Here is a 24250-nt window from a genome sequence, read left to right as displayed (position 1 = left end):
TCACCAGTATGCACCCGGACATTCTCTTCGAAGACGAGTATCTCGTCGCCGCCTACAAACCCGAGGGCTGGCTGGTGCACCGCTCCGACATCGACCGCCACGAGAAGCGGGTACTGCTACAGTACCTGCGCGATCGGGTCGGCTGCCGTCTCTACCCCATCCACCGGCTGGACAAGCCCACCTCCGGTGTCATCGTCTTCGGCAAGAGCGGGGAAATCGCCGCGCGGGTACAGGCCCGGATGGAGGGCGATGAAACGGTAAAGAAATATATCGCTGTCTGCCGGGGCTATTGTCCCGAAGAAGGTTTGATCGACCACCCCCTGCCACCGGTCGCCGATTTCAAGCACCAGCGCAAACGCCCCAAAGCGGAATTGCCCCACCAGCCCGCCGTCACCCTCTTTCGCCGACTGGACACCATCGAACTGCCCTACCCGGTGGACCGCTACCCCACCAGCCGCTACTCACTGGTGGAAATAGAGCTGAAAACCGGCCGCCGGCACCAGATCCGCCGACACTTCAAGCATATCCACCACCCGCTGATCGGCTGCCCCAAGTACGGCAAGTCGGTGCACAACCGTTTCTTTGCAGAGTGGTACGGCTGTGGCAGGCTGCTGCTTCACGCACTGCAGCTACAACTGGACCACCCGGAAACCGGTGAGCGCCTGGACCTCGTGGCAGTGCCGCAGGGCCCCTTTATGTCGCTGATCCGGGATTTCGACTGGCATTTACCGGACCACTGACTGGTAGATAAGACCAGTAGGAAAACCCGTTTATAGTTGCGCGAAGCCTTTACTGGATATGATTTATGACGACTGACTCCCTCCGCACAGCCACGCTTGTAACATTATTACTTTTATTGGTGGTATCAGCCTGTGGCAAAAGCGACGCCAGCACACAGGTACAAATCATCCTGCCCGAAGACATCGCCGAATACCGGCAAGTGATGGCGGAATACGCCCAGGTGGGCGGAAAGGACCCCTTCCCTTCGGTCAGAATGGTAAAACGTCCCTTCCAGAGGGCCGGGAAACAGCCTGTGGCCGCAGCCCTGACACAAAGGGTCGCCCGGACCATTCTGGAAAATCGACCGCAGGCAGCAAAGCTGGTTTACTTTCGCCGAGTCGACAACACCGCCTATGTCGTGCTCGCCATGGATGAAAATGCCTGGGCCGGCATCTCGGCCACCATTGCTGCGGTGCGTCCGCTGATCACATTGAACCTGAAACAGTTTCCCGATATCGACAAAGTAGTATTCGGCCGGCCTCCCGGGTCGGAGAGAGGCGACACCAAAAATGGCGGAGAAAAACCGGGCGCCGGATGAAAGCTACCGCGCTGAAACAGATTACGCCGCAAAATGCTCCCATCCGTTTTACAACAATAAGCACAGTTCCATGCTCAAGATCTCTAATCACATACGCTCAACCCTGATTGTCCACTGCCTGCTGGCTACCGCCGTCCTGATCTCCCATGGTGCCCACAGCGATACACCGTCGGAGGCGCCACTGCCAGAGCTGATTCCCTGGAAGGGCGACTCCGAAAAACGCATCGTGCGCGAGGGCGAATGGGTAACGCCGGCAGAGGCTAACGGCTTTCGCACCACACCGGATTACCAACAGACCCGGGCGTTTATCAGCCGCCTGGTCGACGCCAGTGCGGCTATCAAAGCCAGCGACATCGGCACCTCTGCCGGCGGGCGGCAGGTCCAACTGGTGACCCTGAGCGAGGGCGGCAGTGATCCCGGCAAAAACGGCAAGCCCAGCCTACTGGTACAGGCCGGTATTCACTCCGGCGAGATCGACGGCAAGGACGCCGGCCTGATGCTGCTGCGGGATTACGTCAATGGCGACAAAGCATTGCGACAGTTGATCGGGCACGCCAACCTGTTGTTCATCCCCATCCTCAATGTCGACGGCCACGAACGCGCCAGTCTCTATACCCGCATGAACCAGCGCGGCCCGGAAAACGCCGGCTGGCGCAGCAACGCCAACAACCTCAACCTGAATCGCGACTACACCAAGCTCGACACCCCCGAACTGCGGGCGGTGATGGATGTGATCAACGACTACCGGCCGAGCCTCTACCTGGATATCCACGTTACCGACGGCGAGGACTACCAGTACGACATCACCTACGGCTACAACGGCTCCTTCGCCACCGATTCACCGGCCATCACAAACTGGCTGGAAACCCGGCTGCAGGAAGACCTGGACACAGCACTGGCAGATGCGGGCCATATTCCCGGCCCGCTGATTTTCGGTGTGAATTCAAAGGAGTTTGCCGACGGCATCAACCACTGGACGGCTCCGCCGCGCTTCTCCAACGGCCTGGGAGACCTGCGCCACCTGCCCACGGTACTGGTGGAAAACCACTCCCTGAAACCCTATCGCCAGCGGGTGCTGGGGACCTATGTGCTGATCGAGGCCGCCCTGGAAGCGCTGGCGGAGGATGGCAAGGCCCTCGATAAAGCCATCACCAGCGATCAACAACGCCGCCCCGAAACCCAGGTGCTGGAATGGCACAGTAACGACAAGCCGGACCTGTCCGTCTACGCAGACGAGCCGTTCAAGGGCATCGCCTACCAAAAGAAACAGAACCCCATCACCGGCGACGAGCAGGTAGTCTGGCTGGGCCAGGCCAGGGACTATCCGTCCCTGCCCGTCTATGTCGACAACGTCAAAGGCGTCGAAGTACGGGTTCCGGAAGCCTTCTACCTGCCAAAACACGAGGCGCGGGTATTGGAGCGGCTGAAAGTGCACGGTATCGAAATGGCGGAAGCAGAAGGTGACTCAGCCGAGTTGACCCAATTCAGGGTCGACCGGCACGAGTTCGCCGACAACCCTTTCGAGGGCCATTTCCGGGTCGAGGGGGAATTCAGCGAAGAGCAGATCGAAGTTCCACTCGGCGGTTATGTCAAAGTCAGCACCGACCAGCCGCTGGGCAAACTGGCCGTGGCGCTGCTCGACCCGCGCGGGCCGGACTCCCTCTTCCAATGGGGCTTTTTCAACCAGGTTTTCCAGCGCACCGAATACTACGAACCCTACGCGCTGGTGCCGCTGGCAGAGAAGATGATGGAGGAGGACCCGGGACTGAAGAAGGCGTTCGAAGAGCGGCTGCAGGACAAAGCGTTTGCGGAAGATCCGCGGGCTCGGATGGACTTCTTCTACCAGCGAAGCCCGTATTTCGACCAAGCCTATTTGAAGTACCCGGTCCTGATGGAGTACTGACGTTCCCCGTTCAAGAACGCCAGGTTATTGAGAGTCTCACAATTATATTAACCGTTGTCCGGATTCCTTCAACAGCGGACGAGTCCTGTATTCACTCCATATGATCGTCATTCCGGACTTGATCCGGAATCCAGGCCGCCGGGGCACCTTCGCTGGGTCCCGGATCGTTTTGTCATGCCGGACTCGATCCGGTACCGGGATGACGGCCCCGGAGGGTGGGCGAAGGAACGCAGCGACGTGCCCGACTTCTGCGGCGCTGATGGGCAGGATCCCACCATGGATGGCGGCGTGCCGCATCGATACCTACATCGATATCTCGCCGGAAAACTCCGCTTCTGCGGCCCGGGGAAATTCGTCGAGTACGCCCAGTTCATCGCCCAGCGATCGAAGCCGGTCGCGACTGATCTCACCCTCGTCACACAGGGCCGCCAGAGCCGCATAGGCGATGCTGGCGACGTCCACCTCGAAGTATTTGCGCAACTGCCGGCGCGAATCGCACAGCCCGAAACCGTCGGTGCCGAGGGTGATATAGCGCCCCGGCACCCAGCGCGCGATACTCGCCGGCAGCGCGCGCATATAGTCGGTCGCCGCCACAATCGGCCCGTCTACGGGGCCGAGCAACTCCTCCAGGTAGGATACACGCTTCTCCTCCGGCGCCATCCGCTTCTGCCGCTCCACCCGCTCCGCGTCGCGCGCCAGTTCCGTATAGCTGGTAACGCTCCACACATCCGCAGCAATACCGCGATCCACCAGCAGCGCCTGGGCTTCCAGCACCTGCTGCATAATGCTGCCACTGCCGAACAGCTGTACGGACGGCTGCCCGCTCCCAACATTGTCCGCCGGGCGGAACAGGTAGATACCCTTTCTGACCCCCTCCTCGATGCGCCCCTGCGCACCGTCGGGAATCGCCGGCATCGGATAGTTCTCGTTGTAGACGGTCAAGTAGTAGAAAACCTGTTCGCCCCGCTCGTACATCGTTTCGATACCGTCGCGCAGCAGTATCGCCAGCTCGTAGGCAAAGGCCGGATCGTAGCTGCGCATATTGGGCACGGTGGATGCGAGGATATGGGAGTGGCCGTCCTGGTGCTGCAGGCCCTCGCCGTTCAGGGTGGTGCGGCCGGCGGTGCCGCCGAGCAGGAAGCCGCGGCACATGCTGTCGGCACAGCCCCAGATCATGTCGCCCACCCGCTGGAAGCCGAACATGCTGTAGAAGATATACAGCGGAATCGTCGGTATGCCGTGGTTGGCATAGGCCGTACCGGCGGCCTGGAAGGAGGCCATGGCGCCGGCCTCGCAGATGCCCTCCTGCAGTATCTGCCCGTCCGCCGCCTCGCGATACGGCAACAGGCTGTCGGCGTCCACCGGCAGGTATTTCTGGCCACCGGGGGCGTAGATACCGGCCTCGCGAAACAGCGCCTCCATGCCGAAGGTGCGCGCCTCGTCCGGCACGATCGGCACTATGTATTTGCCGACATCTTTGTCCTTGATCAGTTTTGCCATCATGCGCACCACCGCCATGGTGGTGGACAGGGCGCGCTCTCCGCTGCCGCGGTAGAACTCTTCAAACAGTTCCCTGCCCGGCGCCGCCAGCGGTGGGCAATCCACCCGGCGCGACGGCATGCCGCCGCCGAGGGCGCGGCGCTTTTCCCGCAGGTAGCGCAGCTCTTCGGAATCCTCCGCCGGGCGATAGAAGCCGGCCCGGGCCAGCTCCTCGTCGGCGAGCGGAATGCCGAGCTTCCTGCCGATACTGATGCGTTCCCCAGCGGAAAACTGTTTCTTCTGGTGGGCGGTATTTTTACCCTGGGTGGATTCGCCCAGGCCATCCCCCTTGACCGTCTTGACCAGTATCACCGTCGGCTTGCCGCTGCTCTCCGCGGCCCGGGCGAAAGCGGCATGGATCTTCTTCGGGTCCTGGCCGCCGCGCTTGATCTCGCCGACCTCTTCGTCGGTCAGGCTGCTCATCAGTGACTGCAGCTCGGGGGAGTTTTCCACCCAGTGCTCACGCTGGGCGCCGCCGGGCCGGGTGGAGTACATCTGGTAGTCCCCGTCCAGCGCCTGGTCCATACGTTTTTGCAGCGCGCCGTTGCGGTCGTTCTGCAGCAGCGTGTCCCAGCCGCTGCCCCAGACGACCTTGATCACCTGCCAGTCGGCGCCGCGGAAACTGCGCTCCAGTTCCTGGATGATCTTGCCGTTGCCGCGCACCGGGCCGTCGAGGCGCTGCAGGTTGCAGTTGATCACCAGCACCAGGTTGTCGAGTTTTTCCCGCGCAGCGATATTGATGGTGCCGAGCACTTCCGGCTCGTCTGCCTCGCCGTCGCCGATAAAATTCCAGACCTTGCCGCCGTTGTCCGGCTTCAGTCCCCGGGCCTCCAGGTACTTGGCGAAGCGCGCCTGGTAGATGGCGGAGGGGGTGGAGAGCCCCATGGAGGCGGTGGGCGCCTGCCAGAGTTCCGGCATCTGGCGCGGGTGCGGGTAGGAGGACAGGCCGCCGCCCGGCTGCAACTGGCGGCGGAAATTCTGCAACTGCCGCTCGCTGAGCCGCCCTTCCAGAAAGGCCCGGGCATAGATACCGGGCGCCGCATGGGCCTGGACATTGACCAGGTCGCCGCCGTACTCCGCATTTCGACAGCGGAAGAAATGATGGAAGCCCACCTCGAGCACAGTCGCGGCAGAGGCATAGGTGGCAATATGCCCGCCCACACCGGAACCGCTGTCGGCCGCCTGCAATACCATGGCGATGGCGTTCCAGCGAATGATGTTCTCGATACGCTGCTCGAGCTTGAGGTTGCCGGGATAGGCCGGCTGTTCGGACAGCGGAATGGTATTTCGGTAGGGGGTATTCAGCGGTGCGTCTTCCAGCGGCACACCGCCCCGGACCAGTCGCTCCTGCAGCGCCCGCAATATCTCCCGCGCGCGATCACCTCCCTGGTGCCGCAGTATGTCGTCCAGCGACTCCAGCCACTCCTGCAGCTCCAGGTCCTGTTCCCCCGCGAAATCCCGCGGATCGATTGGCATATTCACGGTGCACTATTCCCTGCTCGGTACTCGTGGAAACAGCCCGGCGACACCCGATGCCGGGCAGCGCCAACGCCTGTTGAGCGCCGCCCTATCGGCATCGCGCCGCGGCCAATTTTTATGAGTGGAATTCCGCGATCAGCGGGCAACGGACAGGGCCTGCCCGAGATCCGCCACTATGTCTTGGGCATTTTCCAGGCCGACCGCGAGCCGGATCAGGGTGCGGGAGATACCCGCTTCCGCCAGCTCCTCCGGCTCGTAGGTGGAGTGCGTCATGGAAGCCGGGTGCTGGATCAGGGTCTCGGCGTCGCCGAGACTGACCGCGCGCTTGCACATCTGCAGCTTGTTGATAAACGCCACCGCCTGTTCGAAGCTGCCCTTGAGCTCAAACGCCATCACGCCGCCGGCACCGCGCATCTGCCTGCCGAGCAGCGCATGACCGGGGTGGTTCGGCAGCCCGGGATAGTAGACCTTCTCGACGGCGTCGTGGTCCTGCAGGTATTCGGCCACCAGCTGTCCGTTCTCACCGTGGCGCTGCATCCTCAGGTGCAGGGTCTTCAGGCCGCGGATTACCAGCCAGGCATCGTGAGGGCTCATCACCGCGCCCATGTCCTTGCGCGTGGTCATCTTGATGCGATCGATCAACTCCCCCGGCCCGCACAGGATACCGGCCACCACATCGCCGTGGCCATTCAGGTATTTGGTGGCGGAGTGCAGCACCAGGTCGATGCCGTGGCTGGCCGGGCGCTGCAGGATCGGTGACATAAAGGTGTTATCGATCACCGTGGTCAGGTCGTGCTGCCGCGCGATCGCGGCGACGGTATCCAGGTCGATCACCGTCATGCAGGGGTTGATCGGCGTCTCGCCGTAGATCACTTTCGTATTCGGCCTGATCGCCGCGCGCAGCGCCTGCTCGTCGGCCAGGTCCACGAAGCTGACCTCGATACCCAGCGCCGGCAGCTGGTGGTTGAACAGTGCAAAGGTGCAGCCGTAGAGGCGGTGGGAGGTCACCAGGTGATCGCCGGCCTTGAGCAGTGCCAGCACCGCCGACGACACCGCCCCCATGCCGGAACCGAAAGCGGCCGCGGCTTCGGTTCCCTCGAGCAACGCCATGCGCGCCTCCAGCTCCTCGACGGTGGGATTGCCCAGCCGGGAATACATATGCCCCCCATCCTCACCGGCAAAGCGCTGCGCGCCCTGCTGCACATTGTCGAAGACAAAGGTCGAGGTCTGGTAGATCGGCGTCGACAGTGTCCCGAACTCTCCCTGGGATTTTTTGCCGCCATGAATGGTATTGGTTTCGATATTCTTGGATTCCCACATATGTGCCTCATTTATCATTATTAATTCGGCGGCTCACACATGGGCAAGCCGCCTAGGGTTCCGGCAATTCCAGTTGTGTCGTCTGCTTGAGTGCCTTCAACACGATGCTGGTATGTATCCGGGCAATGCCCCGCAGGGGGATCAGCCGCTCGGCGATAAAACGGTCGAGTGCGCGGTTGTTCACGGTGGAGACCTTCACCATATAGTCGTACTCACCGGTAACGTGATAGCACTCGAGCACCTCCGGCATGGCCACCAGGTTATCCAGCACCTCGGCAATGCGCTCGTGCTGGTGCAGCTCCAGCGCAATCTCGATCAGCGCCAGGTTGTCGTGACCCAGCTTTTCCCGATCGAGCATCGCGGCGTAGCCGCTGATATAACCCTCCTCCTCCAGCCGCCTGACCCGGGCCAGCGTGGCCGGCGGCGACAGGTGCACGCGATCGGACAGCTCCACATTGCTGATACGCCCCTCGACCTGCAGGACCCGCAGGATGGCGATATCCGTGCGATCCAGCGACGAAATAGAGTTTAACATTCTGCGACCTTTCCGGATTTAAATTAGGAAACCCTCACACTATTCCGAATAGTATTAACCTACAAGCCTACCCAGCATTCGCGAGTGAAGAATATTCCGTGCCCGCCGATTCGGGCTTGCTGAATGTTAGGTAGGGTGGACCTTTGCCGGGGGATGGTTCGAATGGGATTCTCCGGCGGATATCGCCGGCGGCACGGTTCGGTACGGCTCACAGGCCCAGGCAACAGGCGTTCAAGCAGCAACCAAAGTGATCAATAAATGGACCAAAAAGCGCTTTCCGCCACCGAGGAACTCGGTAAGTCATTGATTCCCAAAAGCATTTTCCCAGAAAGGAGTTGACTCCGATGAGGCAGGCCACTACTGTGCGCACCCTCGACGCGCTCGTAGCTCAGCTGGATAGAGTACCTGGCTACGAACCAGGCGGTCGGAGGTTCGAATCCTCCCGAGCGCGCCATACAAAAAGGCCCCATCCAAACGGATGGGGCCTTTTTTGTATGGTCCGTTCGGGCGGTGGACGAAACTCCCCAGGTTCGATCAACTCGCGCCAGCGAGTTGAGACCGAACGCAGATGACCCCGCAGGGTCAAAACACGCCCAAGCGTGTTTTGAGTCCATCCTCGAAGGCAGTCCATTCACTCGTTCCGAACACCCAGTTTGGAATCGACATCTTCACTATTACCACGCGGAGGCAATATACACTTCCTGAATGGGATGCAGGTCTTCATATGTATATTTTTTGGCCAAATTCTACGAGATATATTACCCTGCCCCTACTTACTCTGCTCCGAATATTCCAAGGACAAAGTGTTGGATATATTACCAAACGCCCTCTTCCGCCGCGCCGATATAAAGACTCTGTTGCGGCGAGAGAATGCCGCCGTGCTTTACAAGCGGCTTGACCAGAACCTTATTGATAAAGCCATATTTTTAACCCTACCCGCCATACTGTATGTAAAGAACGGGGCCATAACATGTCGCAACGATGATGGCAGCTACGCCGAAGCCGATGCAGGCGAACTGGTCTGCCTGCCCAAGGACCTGTATGCGGTATCAGATTATGTGTCAGCCCCGGAAACAGATAACGGCGAGTTCAGCGCACTACTTTTCTTTTTTGACGCCGGCATCATAGAACGCAATCTGCAATCGCTACCCAAGCCCGGCGTGCGGTCAAATCAGCCCTGCACCCATAGCGCCAACCAAACGATACGAACTTACATGGAAGCGATAAACGCCGTCTATGCAAACGGCGTGCACTCTGCCGCCCTGCTGGACGCCAAACTACAGGAGCTACTTCACCTTCTACTGCTGGAAGAATCCACTGCCGAGTTTCTGACACCGCTTCATACCGCCCTGACAACAGGTGGCAAAAGAGACATTATGGGGTTCATGCAGCGCAATTACACTCTGGACTTGCGCACAAAGGACTTTGCAGAGCTCTGTGGCCGCAGCGAGTCCAGCTTCCAGCGCCAATTCAAGGCAATCTTTGGAACCCCGGTCAATCAGTGGTTGATCGAAAAACGCCTCACCGAAGCAAACCGCCTACTTCGCGAACACGACTATTCCGTTACCGACGTTGCTCTCCAGGTGGGCTACCGCAATGTATCCCATTTCATCCAGGCCTACCGTCGATACTTCAACCATACTCCCCGTCAGGCACAGTTGACCGAATAGCGATATTTTTGCCCTGATTTTGATAGTTGCCGCCCCCTCAGCGCGCTAATGTATCGCCATCTTTGAAACCCCTGAGGAGGCGATATGAGCACCACAGTCATCGTAAATTTTAATACCAAACCCGAACTAGTCAGCGATTTCGAAAAGACGATGGAACAGGTAAAACAAGACCTGCCCAGCGTGGAAGGCTGTGAGAGAGTCGATATCTTTCAGAGCCTCCAGGAGAAAACCCATTTTGTGGTCGTCGAACAATGGGCAAGCGAGGACGCACACCAACAGCACCTGTCCGAGTTGAAAAGCCAGGGTGTATGGGATGCGTTGTTGGAACAACTTGAGACAGAACCGGAAGGCATATACCACGAACAGCTTTAGCGCCCGGGCCGACATCTACTGGCAAAAACGAATAAGGGTCCGACCCGCAAGGGTCGGCCCCTTTTATAGGGTTTGCTTGATCGAGCGAGAAACTCGTCAGAAGAAATCGCGAAAGCGAGCCCGCAGGGTCAAACCCCGCCCAGGCGTTTTTTGAGTCCATCCTGCCCTTGCCGCTGGCACCAAAGCCTTCCCGCTATTCGACACCGCAGCCCCTATGCCGGCGCATCAACCAGCTTTTCCCTATACTCTAAAACGGTTACTCTGGCCCGAACCAGAGAACGACAACAACAAAGAAAGGGGAAAGCAGTGCGCCATCCGTTGCCCTACGGTCTGGACCAGTACGACATCCGGTTCCGCACCCTGCCCACCAACGGCATCCACCTGAATGTGGCCGAAGCCGGCGAAGGCCCGCCGGTGTTCCTGCTGCACGGCTTTCCCGAGTGCTGGGCCAGTTGGGGACCGCAGATCAGATTCCTGTTGGACAGGGGTTACAGGGTCGTGGCCCCGGAGATGCGCGGCTATGGCGACAGCGACGCTCCCGAAGACGTCATGGCCTACGACACCGTAGAGCTGGCCGCAGACGTAATCGGCCTGCTCGATGCCTACAACCAGCAACAGGGCGTCATTATCGGCCACGACTGGGGCTGCATCGTCGCCTGGCACACCGCCTGGCTGCACCCGGAGCGCATCAAGGGCGTCGGCGGCCTGAGCGTGCCCTGGTTCGGGCGCGGACAGACGGACACCCTGAGCGCACTGAAACGGCAGATGGGCGATAGCTATTTCTACATCATCGATTTCCAGAGAGCCGCCGCCCACGAGGCCCTGAACCGCGACAAAACCAGATCGCTGGAGGGCATACTCACCGGTCACTTCGACCTGCTGGGACAAGAGACCGGCGACGCGAATCTGCTGGAGCGCATCACCCTGCCCGAACAGCCCCCGGAATATATGCCGCGGGATTTTCTCGACTACATCGTCAGCCGCTACCAACGCCACGGCTTCGAACCACCGCTGAACTGGTACCGCAACTTCGAGCGCACCTGGCAGCGCACTGCCTCACAGAAAGACAACACCATCACCGTACCGGCAATGTACCTGACGGGCAGCAGGGACTGGACCCACCGCTATGCGGAGAGTATCGGCCTGGATATGCACCGTCAGTGCAGCGACTTACGTATCCATGAAGTAAAGGAGGCGGGACACTGGATCGGGCAGGAGGAACCGGATTGGGTGAACCGCGAGATTGCGGAGTTTCTCGCGTTGATCGAGCATTAATAGGTCGCAGGGTACTTGCGATTGCGGGCACTTCCTTTCCCGCTCACTGCTTACCTTCATCTTATAAAACGCGCCGACAACGGTCACTGTACTGCTTTCCTGCGCCTGAAAACACCAGCTTGCCAAACCAGGCCACAACTCAGGGCTTCACGCTCGATATCAGCCAATATGGGCCTCCGGCATATCTCAAGCGATCATTTTTTGATCAAACCATGCGCCGGCACAAGTCATACAAACGTCCAAGAACTGGTATAGTTCGCATCTCTCATCCCCGACTACAGGTGACTATCAGAAGGAGAGCCCCCGGTGATCACTGAGGCCAAACGCGCTTTGCGGTACGCTGCCAATGGTCTACCGGTGCGCCTTATCCGATTGTTGCCCCGCCACATCCCGATTGCGTTCAAACTGGCGGTGGTCATGACACTGCTGCTGGTGCTGGGGATGGCGAGTCTGGGTCTGTTTATCAGCGACAACCAGAGTCGCCTGATTCGCACACAGCTGGATGATTTCGGCAGCACCATGGCAGTACAGCTGGCCAAACTGGCCAGTGAGCCGATTCTGTCGGAGGACAACCTGAACCTGCGTATGCTGACCGCCAACCTGGGCCAGGACGAGAAAATCCTCGGCTCAGCGATATACACGCTCGACGGCGAGCTGCTATCGGCGACCGGTGTCCAGCCCGAGCTGACCGATACTCCATTCGATTCCACCGGGGTTCTATCCCGGCCCTGGTTCCAACACACGGCAGACGGATCCCCCGAGCGACTGATCAGTTTTACCGCCCCGGCGGCTTACCAGGGCGTCCGGGTCGGCTCGGCGGTGGTGACCCTGTCGGCGTCGCAGATGGACCAGGCCGCAATCAGCGCCCGCAACGCCATTGTCTACGCCACCCTGGGCATGACCGTACTGGCTTCCCTGCTGGCCTATTGGCTGAGCCGGCGCCTGTCGCTCCCGATCCACCACCTGATGGAGGCGACCGAAGCCATCGGCCGCGGCGACCTGGCCACCCGGATCGACCAGCGGCGCAACGACGAACTCGGCTACCTGTTCGAGGGGTTCAACAATATGGCGGCCGGGCTGCTGAGGAAATCGCAGGTCGAGCGGGTCTTTTCCCGCTACGTGTCGAAAAACGTGGCCGACGAGGTACTGGCCAACCTGGAGGAGATCCGGCTGGTCGACCGCCCCATCGAGGCAACGGTGGTGTTCGCCGATATCACCGGCTTTACCGCCATGTCGGAAAAGCTGCAGCCGAGCCAGGTCTCCGAACTGCTGAACGAATATTTCTCCTATATTTCACGCGCCTGCGCACTGTATGGTGGCGTGGTCGACAAGTTTATCGGCGACTGCGCGATGCTGGTATTCGGTGCACTCGAGGACGATTCCGACCACGCGTTCAACGCAGTCAGCTGCGCGGTACTGATTCAACAACTGGCGGCGCAGCTAAACGAGCGCCGCCGCGCCGACGGCCGGCCGGAAGTACATTTCCGCATCGGCATCAACAGCGGCGCGATGCTGGCCGGCAACCTGGGCTCCGACGAGCGGATGGAATACACCGTGGTCGGCGATGCCGTCAACCTGGCATCCCGACTGTGCAGCGAGGCCCGGGCGGATCAAACCATCATTCGCGAACAATTGTTCACCACACTGGAGACCCGCATCATCGCACAGGCCGAACGGACAATGCCGATCCGCGGCAAATCAACGCCGGTGGGAATCTATTCAGTGCAGGACATCCACCACCAGGGCCAGGAGCTGCTACAGGCCAACCTGCAGAAGCTGCTCAACAGCCGCGCTCGTCAACAGACCCGGCAGGCAGTCGAGCATGCCTAATCGTTGCTTAGCGCTTTTGTGGTTCCTGCTGCTACCGTTACTGCCGGCGTGCAGCCTGCTCCCCACGCAGCAACAGGCACCGGAGGTTTTTCCAGCCGACACACTGCAACAGGCGCGCCAGCAGTCCGCCGAACTCGGCCGACTGCGGAAACTCGATACTGCGACACCGGCCCAGCAACAACAAATCAAACAGCTGGATAGCAGTCTGCAGCAGTTTGAACAAAACGCAATCCGCACCGCGAGCCGCCTGGAGAAACAGGGCGACTGGTATGATGCCGCACAGGTTTTCCAGGCGGCCACAGGCGTACTGCCAGACAGCCGGACACTGAACAAGGCACAGCAACAATTTTTGCAGCGACGCCAGTTGCGCGAAGAACGGGTGCGAATGGAACTGGCAATCCACCGCGGCGAGCAGCTACTGCACAACGCCGAGGCCTACCAGCGCCTGCGACAACTCAAAGGCCCAGACGTGCTGAGCTGGCTGGAGCAGAAGAACTTTCAGCGCAAATGCAGTAATTCAGTAAAGGCGCTGCAGCATCATGCGCAACAGGCCTTGCAGCGAGAAAACTATGCGCTGGCACAGCGCGCCTTGAAAGTGACACGCAAACTGTACAACCACGATCCACAGCAGGACGAGGAACAGCGCAAAGCCATCGACCACGACCTGGCCCTGGCCAACCACCGGCTCCGCCATTCGAAACGCCAGACGGTCAGGCGCGCCCCGAAGAAAAAGGACAGCAAGCGCTACATCGCGGAATTACAACAGGCACTGAAGGCCGGTGACCTGCAGAGTGCGCGGCAGCACCTGAGCCGGCTACGGCAGGAGTCGCCGCAAGATCCGCACCTGCAGCCCCTGCAATCGCGGTTCCAGGCACAGCTGAGCACGCGGGTCAAAATCGCGATTAAGCGAGGCAATGAGCTGTACAGCAAGGGGAAAATTCAGCAAGCCGTGGGAGTCTGGCGCGAAGTGCAGGCCCTGGATCCCGATAATGTGGAATTGGAGACTAATATCGCTCGGGCTGAAAAAGTACTGGAAAACCTGAAAGCCCTGTCGGCATCGCCCGGCTCCGAGCTTTAGCTTCCAATCTATCTCTCCTGCGCCCACTCAAAAGTAGCCAACGGCTTGCTGGATGCCTAATTTGGTTGAACTAATCCATCTCAAAGGACGCTATACCCGCTCTAAAAGTAACAATTCATGATAATGTGGCGTAATCCGCCTGCCGTGATCGTATTCCACGGCTTGCAACTCCTTTTCAGAATATCCATTCCTGCAGATGATATTGCTTCATTTTCATCTTGAAAATGCTAACTGATAAGCACCTTATTTCGCCAATTTCTCTCGACCAAAACCTGTTCTCGACTACACTCCCTTTGCTGAACCAATAAATCATTTCACACTCAGCAATCATACTTTTATCTACTTCTCGATGTATCTTCCAGAGCCAAATCCGGCCTCCGCAATTTACGCGATTTAACAACCAATACTGGGGTTTCCATCATGAAAGCTAACAGTCCACTCTCCCTATTCCTGGGATTACTCTCTTTAGTTCTATCACTTTCCCTAGCCTCCCCAGCCAATGCTCAGACTGTCGATGCTTCCTGTGTACTGGGCAATATCGGCCTTGATTTTAACCCTCCCCTTACCCTAACCAGCCAAGCGACGAGCTTGAATGGCTCCGGATACGTCGATGGCTGCATTTTTTTATCGGATCAATCAACTCATTCTGCAGTTATTGACGACATCCAGGGGAGTGGAAACCTGTCATGCCTGGTAAACACGGATGCGAGTGGGACAGCGTCATTTATCTGGGATGATCAAGTAGTTAGCAGTATAAACTGGGAATCCATACAGGTTGAGTTGTTCAATGTTGAACTTGGCCTACCGTCGATACCTCGAGTTTTTGTTCTACAAGGTGAAGTTCAATCTGGTCGGTTTACAGGAAGCATTCTCACTATCACTTACAATGATATTCCAACACTCACCTATCTCGACTGCCTGTTTGGAGGGCTAGACTCTATCAGTGGTCCGGTAACTATGCAGTTTGTACAGCCACCGTCAAACTGATATTGACACAAAAAATATGTGACAACCTGTTAACCTGAGTCTTACACCACTTAAGCAACAAGGGCGGCGGATTGTCTTGTCACTACTGGCTTTGAAAACTGTCGACAAGGAAGTCCGCCGTTTGTTTTTTCCTGCAGCATAGAATAGAAAACGAGCTTCTGAGCCCAGCAGAGCAGAACAAGAAGTATCAAACGCCGCAGCAGTTATAGCCCCTTTCGACTGCAATGTATTTCACCAGTACATGCGTCACTGCTATTAACGACGTCCGGCGCCAGTCCCACTCGCAAGATTCACCTGTTCTATATGCCCAGAACGACGTATTGAAAACACGAGCAGCTCGGTCAGCAACATTGTAGTCCGTAAGAACTTAATGCGGCTCGAATTTCGGACACAAAAAAGCCCGCACATGGCGGGCTTCTTCGAAAATAATGGTCGGAGCGGCGGGATTTGAACCCACGACCACCACACCCCCAGTGTGGTGCGCTACCAGACTGCGCTACGCTCCGACGGTAAGATCAAGCTTTAGAACGTCTCTAAGTGCTTGATTTGTAAGGGCATCGCATTGCGATGAGGCGCAAATCATACCGAAGTGAGGCGGGATTGCAAGCCTGGATTGCGCCTTTTTGGAATCCTGTTCCAGGCTCCCTGCCCCTTCAGGTTTCCAGCAGGGTCAGCACCCCTTCCAGCTCGGCAATCACCTGCGGCAGCACCTGTTGCAGCTGCACGCTCTCGGCCTTGCGGCTGCCTGTTTCCATCTGCAGGCGGGCGCCGCCGATAGTGTAGCCCTCGCTGTAGAGCAGCGCGCGGATCTGGCGGATCAGGATGACGTCCTGGTGTTGGTAGTAGCGGCGGTTGCCGCGGCGTTTGACGGGGCTCAGTTGCGGGAACTCCTGTTCCCAATAGCGCAGCACGTGCGGCTTTACCGCGCAGAGCTCGCTCACCTCTCCGATGGTGAAATAGCGTTTGCCGGGAATGGTGGGCAATTCGCTATTATGACTGGCTTCCAGCATCTTCTTCTACTCGTGCCTTGAGTTTCTGTCCCGGTTTGAAAGTGACCACACGGCGGGCGGAAATGGGGATTTCCTCGCCGGTCTTGGGGTTGCGGCCGGGGCGCGGGCTCTTGTCCCGCAGGTCGAAATTACCGAAACCGGACAGCTTTACCTGCTCGTTATTTTCAAGCGCGTTGCGGATCTCCTCGAAAAAGTATTCGACGATCTCCTTGGCTTCGCGTTTGTTAAAGCCCAGCTCTTCGTACAGTTTTTCGGCGAGCCCGGCCTTGGTCAGTGCCTCTGTCATTGGTTCCTACCAATTGATTCAGAGGCGTCGACTCCGGATCGGAAGCGGCCCAAACCGCGGCGGCTTTCAACCCGGTAGCAGACGCTCTCGGGATGCCATACAACCTGCATCCCGGAGCTGAAGCCAAGGCTTGGCTACCGATCAACGCAGGCTGGCGTTGTATTTTTGTTCTAGGGTTCCGACCACCGCATCTACCGCGGCATTGATTTCTTCGTCGGTAAGGGTGCGCGAGGGATGCTGAAAGGTCAACCCCAAAGCGACACTTTTTCTATTGAAATCAATACCTTTGCCTTGATAGACGTCAAAAATCCTGAGGTCCGTCAAGGTTTCGCCGGCGGCATCGACGGCGCTTTCAACCAGGCTCGCGGCGGGCACATCCGCGTCGATCAGCAGGGCCAGGTCGCGGCGCACTTCGGGGAACTTCGACAGCGGCTGGAAGGCCGGCAGGCGGGCCTCGCCCAGGGCCTCCAGGCTCAGTTCGAAGACGAAGGCAGGTTTGGGCAGGTCCAGCTTTTTCTGCAGTTGCGGGTGCAGGGCGCCCACTACACCCACCTCGGTATCGCCGCGCAGTATCCTGGCGCACTGCCCCGGGTGCAGCGCCGGATGTTCACCGGCGGCGAAGCGGAATTCGCCGTCGACGCCCTCACCGGCGCCATAGTGGGACAGGAGCGCCTCTACGTCGGCCTTCACGTCGTAGAAGTCCACCTGGTCCCGGCCGCCGGTCCAGTTCTCGGCGAAGCGCGGGCCGTAGACGAGGCCGGCGAGCATGGGTTCCTGTTCCAGCCCGTCGCCGTCCGTCGGAACGAATCGCAGGCCGGTCTCGAACAGGCGCACGCGGGGCTGCTGGCGATTGAGGTTGTACTGCAGCGCCTTGCACAGACCCGGCAGCAGGGAGGTGCGCATCACCGCCAGGTCGGCGCTGATGGGGTTCTGCAGGGCCACGGGCTCGGCTTGCGGGTCGAACAGGGCCAAGGCGTCGCTGTCGATGAAGCTGTAGGTGATCGCCTCGCTGTAGCCGCGGGCCAGCAGGGTCTGTTCCAGGGCGTCGCGGGCGACCCGGCTCTCCCGCTGCGGCAGGATGTCCAGCGCGGCGCTGAAGCTCTCGCTGGGGATGCGGTTGTAGCCGTAGACGCGCGCCAGTTCTTCCAACAGGTCGGCCTCGATGGCGATATCGAAGCGGAAGCTGGGGACCAGGAAGGTCCAGCCTTCGGCGCCGCTGTCGATCTTTTCCAGGCCCAGGCGGGTGATGATATCGACGATTTCGTCGTCGGCGATGGTCACGCCCAGGCCGCTGCTGACGCGTTCGCGGCGCAGGGTGATGCGGCGCTCGGCGGGCATGGCCTCGGCGAGTTCCCGCAGGTGGACCGGGCCCGGCTCGCCGCCGACGATCTCCAGCAGCAGTTGCGTGGCGCGCTCGGTGGCCTTCTCCTGCAGGTGGTAGTCCACGCCGCGCTCAAAGCGGTGCGAGGAATCCGTGTGCAGGCCGTAGGAGCGGGCCTTGCCGGCGATGGCCAGCGGGTTGAAGTAGGCGCTCTCGAGGAAGATATCGCGGGTGCCTTCGGTAACCGAGGAATCCAGGCCGCCCATGATGCCGGCCATGGCCAGGGGCTTGTCGTCGTCGGCGATCAGCAGTGTGCCTTCCTGCAGTTTCACTTCCTGGCCGTCCAGCAGGGTCAGTGCCTCGCCCTGCTCTGCCATGCGCACCTTGATGCCGCCACTGAGCTTGTTCAGGTCGAAGGCGTGCATCGGCTGGCCCAGTTCCAGCAGGACGTAGTTGGTGACGTCCACCACCGGGTCGATGGCGCGCAGGCCGGCGCGGCGCAGGCGCTCCTGCATCCACAGGGGCGTGGTGGCACTGGCGTCGATATTGCGGATCACGCGCCCCACGTAGCGCGGGCAGGCGTCGCCGGCGGCCAGGGAGACCGGCAGGCTGTCGTCGATCTGCGTGGCCACCGGGGCGACTTCGGGGCCTTCCACCGGGCAGCGGTTGAGTACGCCGACTTCGCGGGCGATGCCGGCGATGCCGAGGCAGTCGGAGCGGTTGGGAGTCAGGTCCACTTCGATGGCGACGTCGTCCAGTTGCAGGTATTCGCGCAGGTCCACACCGGTGGGGGCGTCTTCGGGCAGCTCCCAGATACCGGCGCTGTCTTCGCCCAGTTCCAGTTCGGTCTGGGCGCAGAGCATGCCGAAGCTCTCGACGCCGCGCAGCTTGGCTTTCTTGATCTTGAAGTCGCCGGGGAGTTTGGCGCCCACCAGGGCAAACGGAATTTTGATGCCGGTGCGGGCGTTGGGGGCGCCGCAGACCACCTGCATTTCGCCGTCCGGGTGGCCGGCGACGGTGCAGACGCGGAGCTTGTCGGCGTCCGGATGTTGTTCGCAGGTGAGGATTTCGCCCACCACCACACCGGTGAATTCACCCGCGACCGGTTCCACGCCGTCTACTTCCAGGCCGGCCATGGTGATCTGGTCGGCGAGTTCCTGTGCAGTCAGTTGCGGATTTACCCATTCCCGCAGCCAGGCGTTGCTGAATTTCATAGTCGATCTCTTTTCGTGTTCTTGCTCCGATGGGCACGTCGCTTCGCTCCTTTGCCCATCCTACGGATATGCCGTTGTAGGAGCCTGCTTGCAGGCGAATTGGAGCGGGGCTCCGTTGTTGTTCGCCTGCAAGCAGGCCCCTACCACCGCCTTGCGGCGGGCGGGCTTGCGGCCCGCTGGCCGAGCTGGAGCTCGGCGTTCCCAGGGCGGAGCTGGAGCTCCGCAGTCCCGGGGGGGGGCCGAAAAATAACTCCGCGGGAGCCCGAAGAGCCCTCTCCCCCGGCCCCTCTCCCGGAGGGAGAGGGGAGCTTTGTTAGAACTGCTTCAGGAAGCGCAGGTCGTTGTCGAAGAAGAGGCGCAGGTCGTTGACGCCGTAGCGGAGCATAGCGAGGCGTTCTACGCCCATGCCGAAGGCGAAGCCGGAATAGGTTTCGCTGTCGATATCGCAGGAAGCGAAAACGTTGGGGTGCACCATGCCGCAGCCCATCACTTCCAGCCAGCCGCTGCCGGAGCAGACGCGGCAGCCCTCGCCGCCGCAGGAGGTGCACTGGATGTCCACTTCCGCGGAGGGCTCGGTGAAGGGGAAATAGGACGGGCGAAAGCGCACCGGTACGTCCGCTTCGAAGAAGGCTTTCAGGAACTGGTCCACGCAGCCCTTGAGGTGGGCGAAGCTGACGCCCTTGTCCACCACCAGGCCTTCCACCTGGTGGAACATGGGCGAGTGGGTCACGTCGGAATCGCAGCGGTAGACGCGGCCGGGGCAGATGATGCGGATCGGCGGCGCGGTCTTCTCCATGGTGCGGATCTGCACCGGGGAGGTATGGGTGCGCAACACCGTGGACGGGTCGATATAGAAGGTATCGTGCATGGCCCGCGCCGGGTGGTGGGCGGGAATATTGAGCGCTTCGAAGTTGTGGTAGTCGTCCTCGACCTCGGGCCCCTCCTCCACGGTGAAACCCAGGCGTACGAACAATTCCTCGATGCGGCGCAGGGTGCGGGTGACCGGGTGCGCATTGCCCGTTGCCTCGCCGCGGCCCGGCAGGGTGACGTCGATGGTCTCCTCGGCCAGCTTGGCGTCGATGGCGGCCTGCTCCAGCTCGGTGCGGCGGGCGTTGATCTTTTCCTGCACCCGCTGCTTGGCTTCGTTGATTTTGGCACCGGCTGCCGGGCGCTCTTCAGCAGACAGTTTCCCCAGACCTTTCAGCAGCGCGGTGAGCTGGCCTTTCTTGCCCAGGTAATCCACCCGCACCTGGTCCAGCGCGGCCAGGCCGTCGGCCTTTTCCACCAACTCCAGTGCCTGATCAGTGAGGGACTGCAGATCTTGCATTGAATCCTTCCCGTATGACTTGTTTTTTCTCTGGCCCCGCGTTCGTCAGGAACAGGACGCGCAGGCGATTTTATCTCTCTGCAGCGGGCACGGCGGTGACCGGCTGCATAAAAAAATAGGGAAGGGCCACTACAGCCCTTCCCTATTTTCGTGTCCAGTCCGGGGCACCTACCATCATCACAGGTGCCGCGGCAACTGAAGCGACAACTTACGCTGTCAGGGCTGCCTTGGCTTTCTCAACCACGGCAGCAAAAGCGGCTTTGTCGTAGACCGCCAGGTCCGCCAGGACACGGCGGTCCAGGGAGATGTCGGCCTTTTTCAGGCCGGCGATCAGGCGGCTGTAGGACAGGCCTTCAGTGCGGGACTGCGCGTTGATGCGGGTAATCCACAGCTGGCGGAAGTTGCGCTTTCTGACACGGCGGTCGCGGTAAGCGTACTGGCCGGCCTTGATCACCGCCTGCTTGGCTACACGGAATACACGCGAACGCGCACCGTAGTAACCCTTGGCCTGCTTCATAATTTTCTTGTGACGACGACGCGCCTCTACACCACGTTTTACACGGGCCATAACTCTATCCTCTTAACTCTTGTTGCGAATGGGCCAATTACTTGGCGCGCAGCATGCGATCGACCAGGGTGGCGTCAGACTTGTTCATGGTCTGGGTGCCGCGCAGCTGACGCTTGCGCTTGGTGGTCATCTTGGTGAGGATGTGGCTCTTGTTGGCGTGCTTGTGCTTGTAGCCTGCAGCCGTCTTCTTGAAGCGCTTGGCGGCGCCACTGTGTGCTTTTGCTTTCGGCATTTTGTACTCCAGAGTAAAAATGGGCCTGCGGACAGGCATTTTGAATAACCACCGGCAAACGGCGGCGTTATGAGAGCGGGGAGGCAGCCGTCGCCCAACCGCTTCTCTCTAAAGGAAATCCCGGTATCGCTACCCGAATCTCACTTTTTCTTCTTGCTGGGAGCCATCACCATGATCATCTGGCGACCTTCCATCTTCGGCCGCTGCTCCACAATGGCCAGCTCTTCCAGGTCTTTCTCGATGCGTTGCATCATTTCCATACCCAGTTCCTGGTGCGCCATTTCCCGGCCGCGGAAGCGCAGGGAAATCTTGGCCTTGTCCCCGGCCTCCAGGAAGCGGGTCAGGTTGCGCAGCTTGATCTGGTAGTCCCCGATATCGGTACCGGGGCGGAACTTCATTTCCTTGATCTGCTGCTGCTTCTGTTTCTTCTTGGCGGCATTTTTGGCCTTTTTGGCTTCAAAAATGTGCTTGCCGTAGTCCATGATCTTACAGACTATCGGATCGGAGTCCGGCGCAATTTCAACGAGATCCAGATTGGCCTGCTGCGCGGCTTCCAGTGCTTCATCCAGGGATACGATCCCTACCTGCTCACCGTCGGCGCCGATTAGGCGGACTTCGGACGCCTCGATCTGATCATTGATGCGGGCCTTTTTGGACCGTCCCTTGTTGGCTCGTTTAATAGCTATGGTCTCCCGGTTGCCAAGTCGTGCTAGGAATTCTCAATAGACAAACGGCCGCGGCGATCCACGTCCCGCTTGAGGATGTCCAGGAACGACTCGAAAGTCATGGTTCCCAGATCCTCACCGCTGCGTGTCCGCACGGCGACCGTCTGGTTCTCTACTTCCTTATCGCCAATTACCAGCAGATAAGGAACACGCTGTAGCGTGTGCTCGCGGATTTTAAAGCCGATCTTCTCGTTTCTCAAGTCGGCTTCAGCGCGATACTGCAACTCGCCCAGCCGGGCCTCCAGATTTCGGCAGTATTCGCTCTGGCGGTCCGTGATATTCATGATCGCCACCTGCTGGGGCGCCAGCCAGGTGGGGAAGGCGCCCTCGTAGTGCTCGATCAGTATACCGATAAAACGCTCGAAGGAGCCCAGTGCCGCCCGGTGCAGCATCACCGGGGTCTGGCGCGAGCCATCTTCCGCCACATACTGGGCGTCCAGGCGGCCCGGCATGGAGAAGTCCACCTGGATGGTGCCGCACTGCCAGACGCGGCCCAGGCAGTCCTTCAGGGAGAACTCGATCTTGGGCCCGTAGAAGGCGCCCTCGCCCGGCAGCTCCTGCCAGGGCAGGCCGGCGGTATCCAGGGCGTCGGCCAGGGCCTTCTCGGCCCTGTCCCAGCTCTCGTCGGATCCCACGCGCTTTTCCGGGCGGGTGGAGAGGCGGTAGATGACCTCTTCGAAGCCGAAATCCTTATAGACCGAGTGCAGCAGCTCCATGAAGTCGGACACTTCCGACTGGATCTGGCCCTCGCCACAGAAGATATGGCCGTCGTCCTGCACGAAGCCGCGCACGCGCATCAGGCCGTGCAGGGAACCGGACGGCTCGCTGCGGTGGCAGGAGCCGAATTCCGCCAGGCGCAGCGGCAGGTCGCGGTAGCTGCGCAGACCCTGGTTGAACACCTGCACATGGCAGGGGCAGTTCATCGGCTTGATGGCGAACTGGCGCTCCTCGCTGGTGAGCGAGAACATGTCGTCGCTGAACTTGTCCGCGTGGCCGGAGCGCTCCCACAGGCTGAAGTCCACCAGTTGCGGCGTCTTGATCTCCCGGTAGCCGTACTCGCGCTGGCGCTGGCGCATGTACTGCTCGATGGTGCTGTAGATGGTCCAGCCGTTGGGATGCCAGAACACCATGCCGGGCGCCTCTTCCTGAATATGGAAGAGATCGAATTTCTTCGCCAGCTTGCGATGATCGCGCTTTTCCGCCTCTTCGATGCGGTGCAGGTAGGCCTTGAGCTCCTTCTTGTTGCCCCAGGCGGTACCGTAGACACGAGTCAGCATCTCGTTGTTGGCGTCGCCGCGCCAGTAGGCGCCGGCCACCTTGGTCAGCTTGAATGCCTTCAGCTTGCCGGTGGACGGCACGTGCGGGCCGCGGCAGAGGTCTTCGAAATCGCCCTGGCGGTACAGGGAGATATCCTCGTCCGAGGGGATATCGGCGATGATCTGCGCCTTGTACTCCTCGCCCATGTCGCGAAAGTATTTCACCGCTTCGTCGCGCGGCATCAGGCGGCGGCTGACCGGGATATCTTCCCTGGCCAGCTCGTTCATGCGCTGCTCGATCTTCTCCAGGTCTTCCGGCGTAAACTGGCGCTCGTAGGCGAAGTCGTAATAGAAGCCGTCCTCGACCACCGGGCCGATGGTGACCTGCGCGGACGGGTACAGCTGCTTGACCGCCTGGGCCAGCAGGTGCGCGGTAGAGTGACGGATGATTTCCAGGCCTTCCGGCTGGCGGTCGGTCACGATCGCCAGCTCCGCGTCGCGGTCGATTACATGGCTGGTGTCGACCTCTTTGCCGTCCACCACACCGGCGAGCGCGGCCTTGGCCAGCCCGGTGCCGATATCGGCGGCGACCTCGTAGACAGAAACGGGTTCGGGAAATTCGCGACGGGAACCGTCGGGGAGAGTGACAACGGGCATTGTACTTCCTTCTTTCAGTGGCGATCCCTACCAAAGACCGCATGAATCAACTCGATGAATCCGGGCATCTGCCCGGGTGCGGAGCGCACCTTGAAGATGGTAGACCCGAGCGGACTTGAACCGCTGACCTCTGCCATGTCAAGGCAGCGCTCTGACCAACTGAGCTACGGGTCTGTATTGGGTTGCAGCGGGAATCCCCCAGCTGCGAAGAGCGCGAACTTTAGCACCGGTTTTCAGTGTTTTCAACAACTTAGTAACCACAAGCGGCGGTAAATTTGCTCATCGCTGTATCCGCAGCTTGCAGCGGGCACAGCGTGAATCCGGGGGCCGTGGACAGGGGCGAAGGCG

At 60.0% G+C, this 24250-nt stretch carries 19 protein-coding genes and 3 tRNA genes; 9 read left to right on the top strand and 13 right to left on the bottom strand.

All coding sequences use genetic code 11. The features are described from left to right. Positions 1-8: 8 nt before the first annotated feature. The 3 genes from OQE62_RS11050 to OQE62_RS11040 all read left to right on the top strand — a co-directional run bounded on the left by OQE62_RS11050 (position 9) and on the right by OQE62_RS11040 (position 3221). The gene (locus OQE62_RS11050; RefSeq protein WP_265722092.1) at positions 9-740 is read left to right on the top strand and encodes a pseudouridine synthase; all 732 of its coding nucleotides are present in this window, start codon (positions 9-11) and stop codon (positions 738-740) included. 65 nt (positions 741-805) lie between these two features. Beyond that, a complete protein-coding gene (locus tag OQE62_RS11045) occupies positions 806-1318 on the top strand; it encodes a hypothetical protein (RefSeq protein ID WP_265722091.1) in 513 nt (170 codons plus the stop codon). Positions 1319-1388: 70 nt separating this feature from the next. Then, positions 1389-3221, top strand: coding sequence for a M14 family metallopeptidase (locus OQE62_RS11040; protein ID WP_265722090.1), 1833 nt, complete (start codon positions 1389-1391; stop codon positions 3219-3221). A 303-nt stretch (positions 3222-3524) separates the two neighbouring features. Here OQE62_RS11040 and aceE read toward each other — a convergent pair whose 3' ends face one another. From aceE to OQE62_RS11025, 3 genes are all read right to left on the bottom strand, one after another. Further along, on the bottom strand, positions 3525-6236 hold the full coding sequence (aceE, locus tag OQE62_RS11035) for a pyruvate dehydrogenase (acetyl-transferring), homodimeric type (protein WP_265722143.1): 2712 nt from the start codon (positions 6234-6236) through the stop codon (positions 3525-3527). Positions 6237-6374: 138 nt separating this feature from the next. Continuing rightward, positions 6375-7559 carry a methionine gamma-lyase gene (megL, locus tag OQE62_RS11030; protein WP_265722089.1) on the bottom strand — a complete coding sequence of 395 codons (1185 nt, stop codon included), beginning with the start codon at positions 7557-7559 and terminating at the stop codon, positions 6375-6377. 52 nt (positions 7560-7611) lie between these two features. Then, a complete protein-coding gene (locus OQE62_RS11025) occupies positions 7612-8094 on the bottom strand; it encodes an Lrp/AsnC family transcriptional regulator (RefSeq protein ID WP_265722088.1) in 483 nt (160 codons plus the stop codon). A 377-nt stretch (positions 8095-8471) separates the two neighbouring features. Between OQE62_RS11025 and OQE62_RS11020 the strand changes: the two genes are divergently transcribed. The 6 genes from OQE62_RS11020 (at position 8472) to OQE62_RS10995 (ending at position 14319) form a co-directional block, all read left to right on the top strand. After that, positions 8472-8548, top strand: a tRNA-Arg gene (locus tag OQE62_RS11020). A 352-nt stretch (positions 8549-8900) separates the two neighbouring features. After that, entirely contained in the window at positions 8901-9764 is an 864-nt protein-coding gene (locus OQE62_RS11015) for a helix-turn-helix transcriptional regulator (protein ID WP_265722087.1), read from the top strand. Between the two features lie 84 nt (positions 9765-9848). Next, positions 9849-10136: a putative quinol monooxygenase gene (locus tag OQE62_RS11010; RefSeq protein ID WP_265722086.1), complete on the top strand. Its 288-nt coding sequence runs from the start codon at positions 9849-9851 to the stop codon at positions 10134-10136. Positions 10137-10442: 306 nt separating this feature from the next. Then, the gene (locus tag OQE62_RS11005; protein WP_322746570.1) at positions 10443-11411 is read left to right on the top strand and encodes an alpha/beta fold hydrolase; all 969 of its coding nucleotides are present in this window, start codon (positions 10443-10445) and stop codon (positions 11409-11411) included. Positions 11412-11783: 372 nt separating this feature from the next. Next, positions 11784-13241, top strand: a complete 1458-nt coding sequence (locus tag OQE62_RS11000) for an adenylate/guanylate cyclase domain-containing protein (RefSeq protein ID WP_265722084.1) — start codon at positions 11784-11786, stop codon at positions 13239-13241. After that, a complete protein-coding gene (locus OQE62_RS10995) occupies positions 13234-14319 on the top strand; it encodes a tetratricopeptide repeat protein (RefSeq protein ID WP_265722083.1) in 1086 nt (361 codons plus the stop codon). Before OQE62_RS11000 ends, OQE62_RS10995 begins: the two co-directional genes overlap by 8 nt. 1416 nt (positions 14320-15735) lie before the next feature. Here OQE62_RS10995 and OQE62_RS10990 read toward each other — a convergent pair. From OQE62_RS10990 to OQE62_RS10945, 10 genes are all read right to left on the bottom strand, one after another. Beyond that, positions 15736-15812: transfer RNA gene (locus OQE62_RS10990), tRNA-Pro, on the bottom strand. A 147-nt stretch (positions 15813-15959) separates the two neighbouring features. Continuing rightward, positions 15960-16316, bottom strand: a complete 357-nt coding sequence (locus OQE62_RS10985) for a MerR family transcriptional regulator (protein ID WP_265722082.1) — start codon at positions 16314-16316, stop codon at positions 15960-15962. Next, positions 16297-16602 (bottom strand): integration host factor subunit alpha, encoded by a 306-nt coding sequence (gene ihfA / locus OQE62_RS10980; protein ID WP_265722081.1) that lies wholly within the window; start codon positions 16600-16602, stop codon positions 16297-16299. The genes OQE62_RS10985 and ihfA overlap by 20 nt, the downstream gene beginning before the upstream one ends. A gap of 141 nt (positions 16603-16743) precedes the next feature. Beyond that, positions 16744-19137: a phenylalanine--tRNA ligase subunit beta gene (gene pheT / locus OQE62_RS10975; protein ID WP_265722080.1), complete on the bottom strand. Its 2394-nt coding sequence runs from the start codon at positions 19135-19137 to the stop codon at positions 16744-16746. 313 nt (positions 19138-19450) lie between these two features. Beyond that, positions 19451-20464, bottom strand: coding sequence for a phenylalanine--tRNA ligase subunit alpha (pheS, locus tag OQE62_RS10970; protein ID WP_265722079.1), 1014 nt, complete (start codon positions 20462-20464; stop codon positions 19451-19453). Between the two features lie 208 nt (positions 20465-20672). After that, positions 20673-21032 (bottom strand): 50S ribosomal protein L20, encoded by a 360-nt coding sequence (gene rplT / locus OQE62_RS10965; protein WP_265722078.1) that lies wholly within the window; start codon positions 21030-21032, stop codon positions 20673-20675. A 37-nt stretch (positions 21033-21069) separates the two neighbouring features. Next, positions 21070-21264: a 50S ribosomal protein L35 gene (gene rpmI, locus OQE62_RS10960; protein WP_265722077.1), complete on the bottom strand. Its 195-nt coding sequence runs from the start codon at positions 21262-21264 to the stop codon at positions 21070-21072. Between the two features lie 140 nt (positions 21265-21404). Next, on the bottom strand, positions 21405-21944 hold the full coding sequence (infC, locus tag OQE62_RS10955; protein ID WP_265722142.1) for a translation initiation factor IF-3: 540 nt from the start codon (positions 21942-21944) through the stop codon (positions 21405-21407). A 29-nt stretch (positions 21945-21973) separates the two neighbouring features. After that, positions 21974-23902: a threonine--tRNA ligase gene (gene thrS, locus OQE62_RS10950; RefSeq protein WP_265722076.1), complete on the bottom strand. Its 1929-nt coding sequence runs from the start codon at positions 23900-23902 to the stop codon at positions 21974-21976. Positions 23903-23999: 97 nt separating this feature from the next. After that, a tRNA-Val gene (locus tag OQE62_RS10945) sits at positions 24000-24076 on the bottom strand. Between the last annotated feature and the right edge of the window lie 174 nt (positions 24077-24250).

Origin of the sequence: Microbulbifer halophilus (genome assembly GCF_026183675.1) — a bacterium.
GTDB classification, from domain to species: domain Bacteria; phylum Pseudomonadota; class Gammaproteobacteria; order Pseudomonadales; family Cellvibrionaceae; genus Microbulbifer; species Microbulbifer halophilus.
The sequence above is the reverse complement of the archived record's forward strand: the minus strand, read 5'-3'. Positions and strand labels throughout refer to the sequence as shown.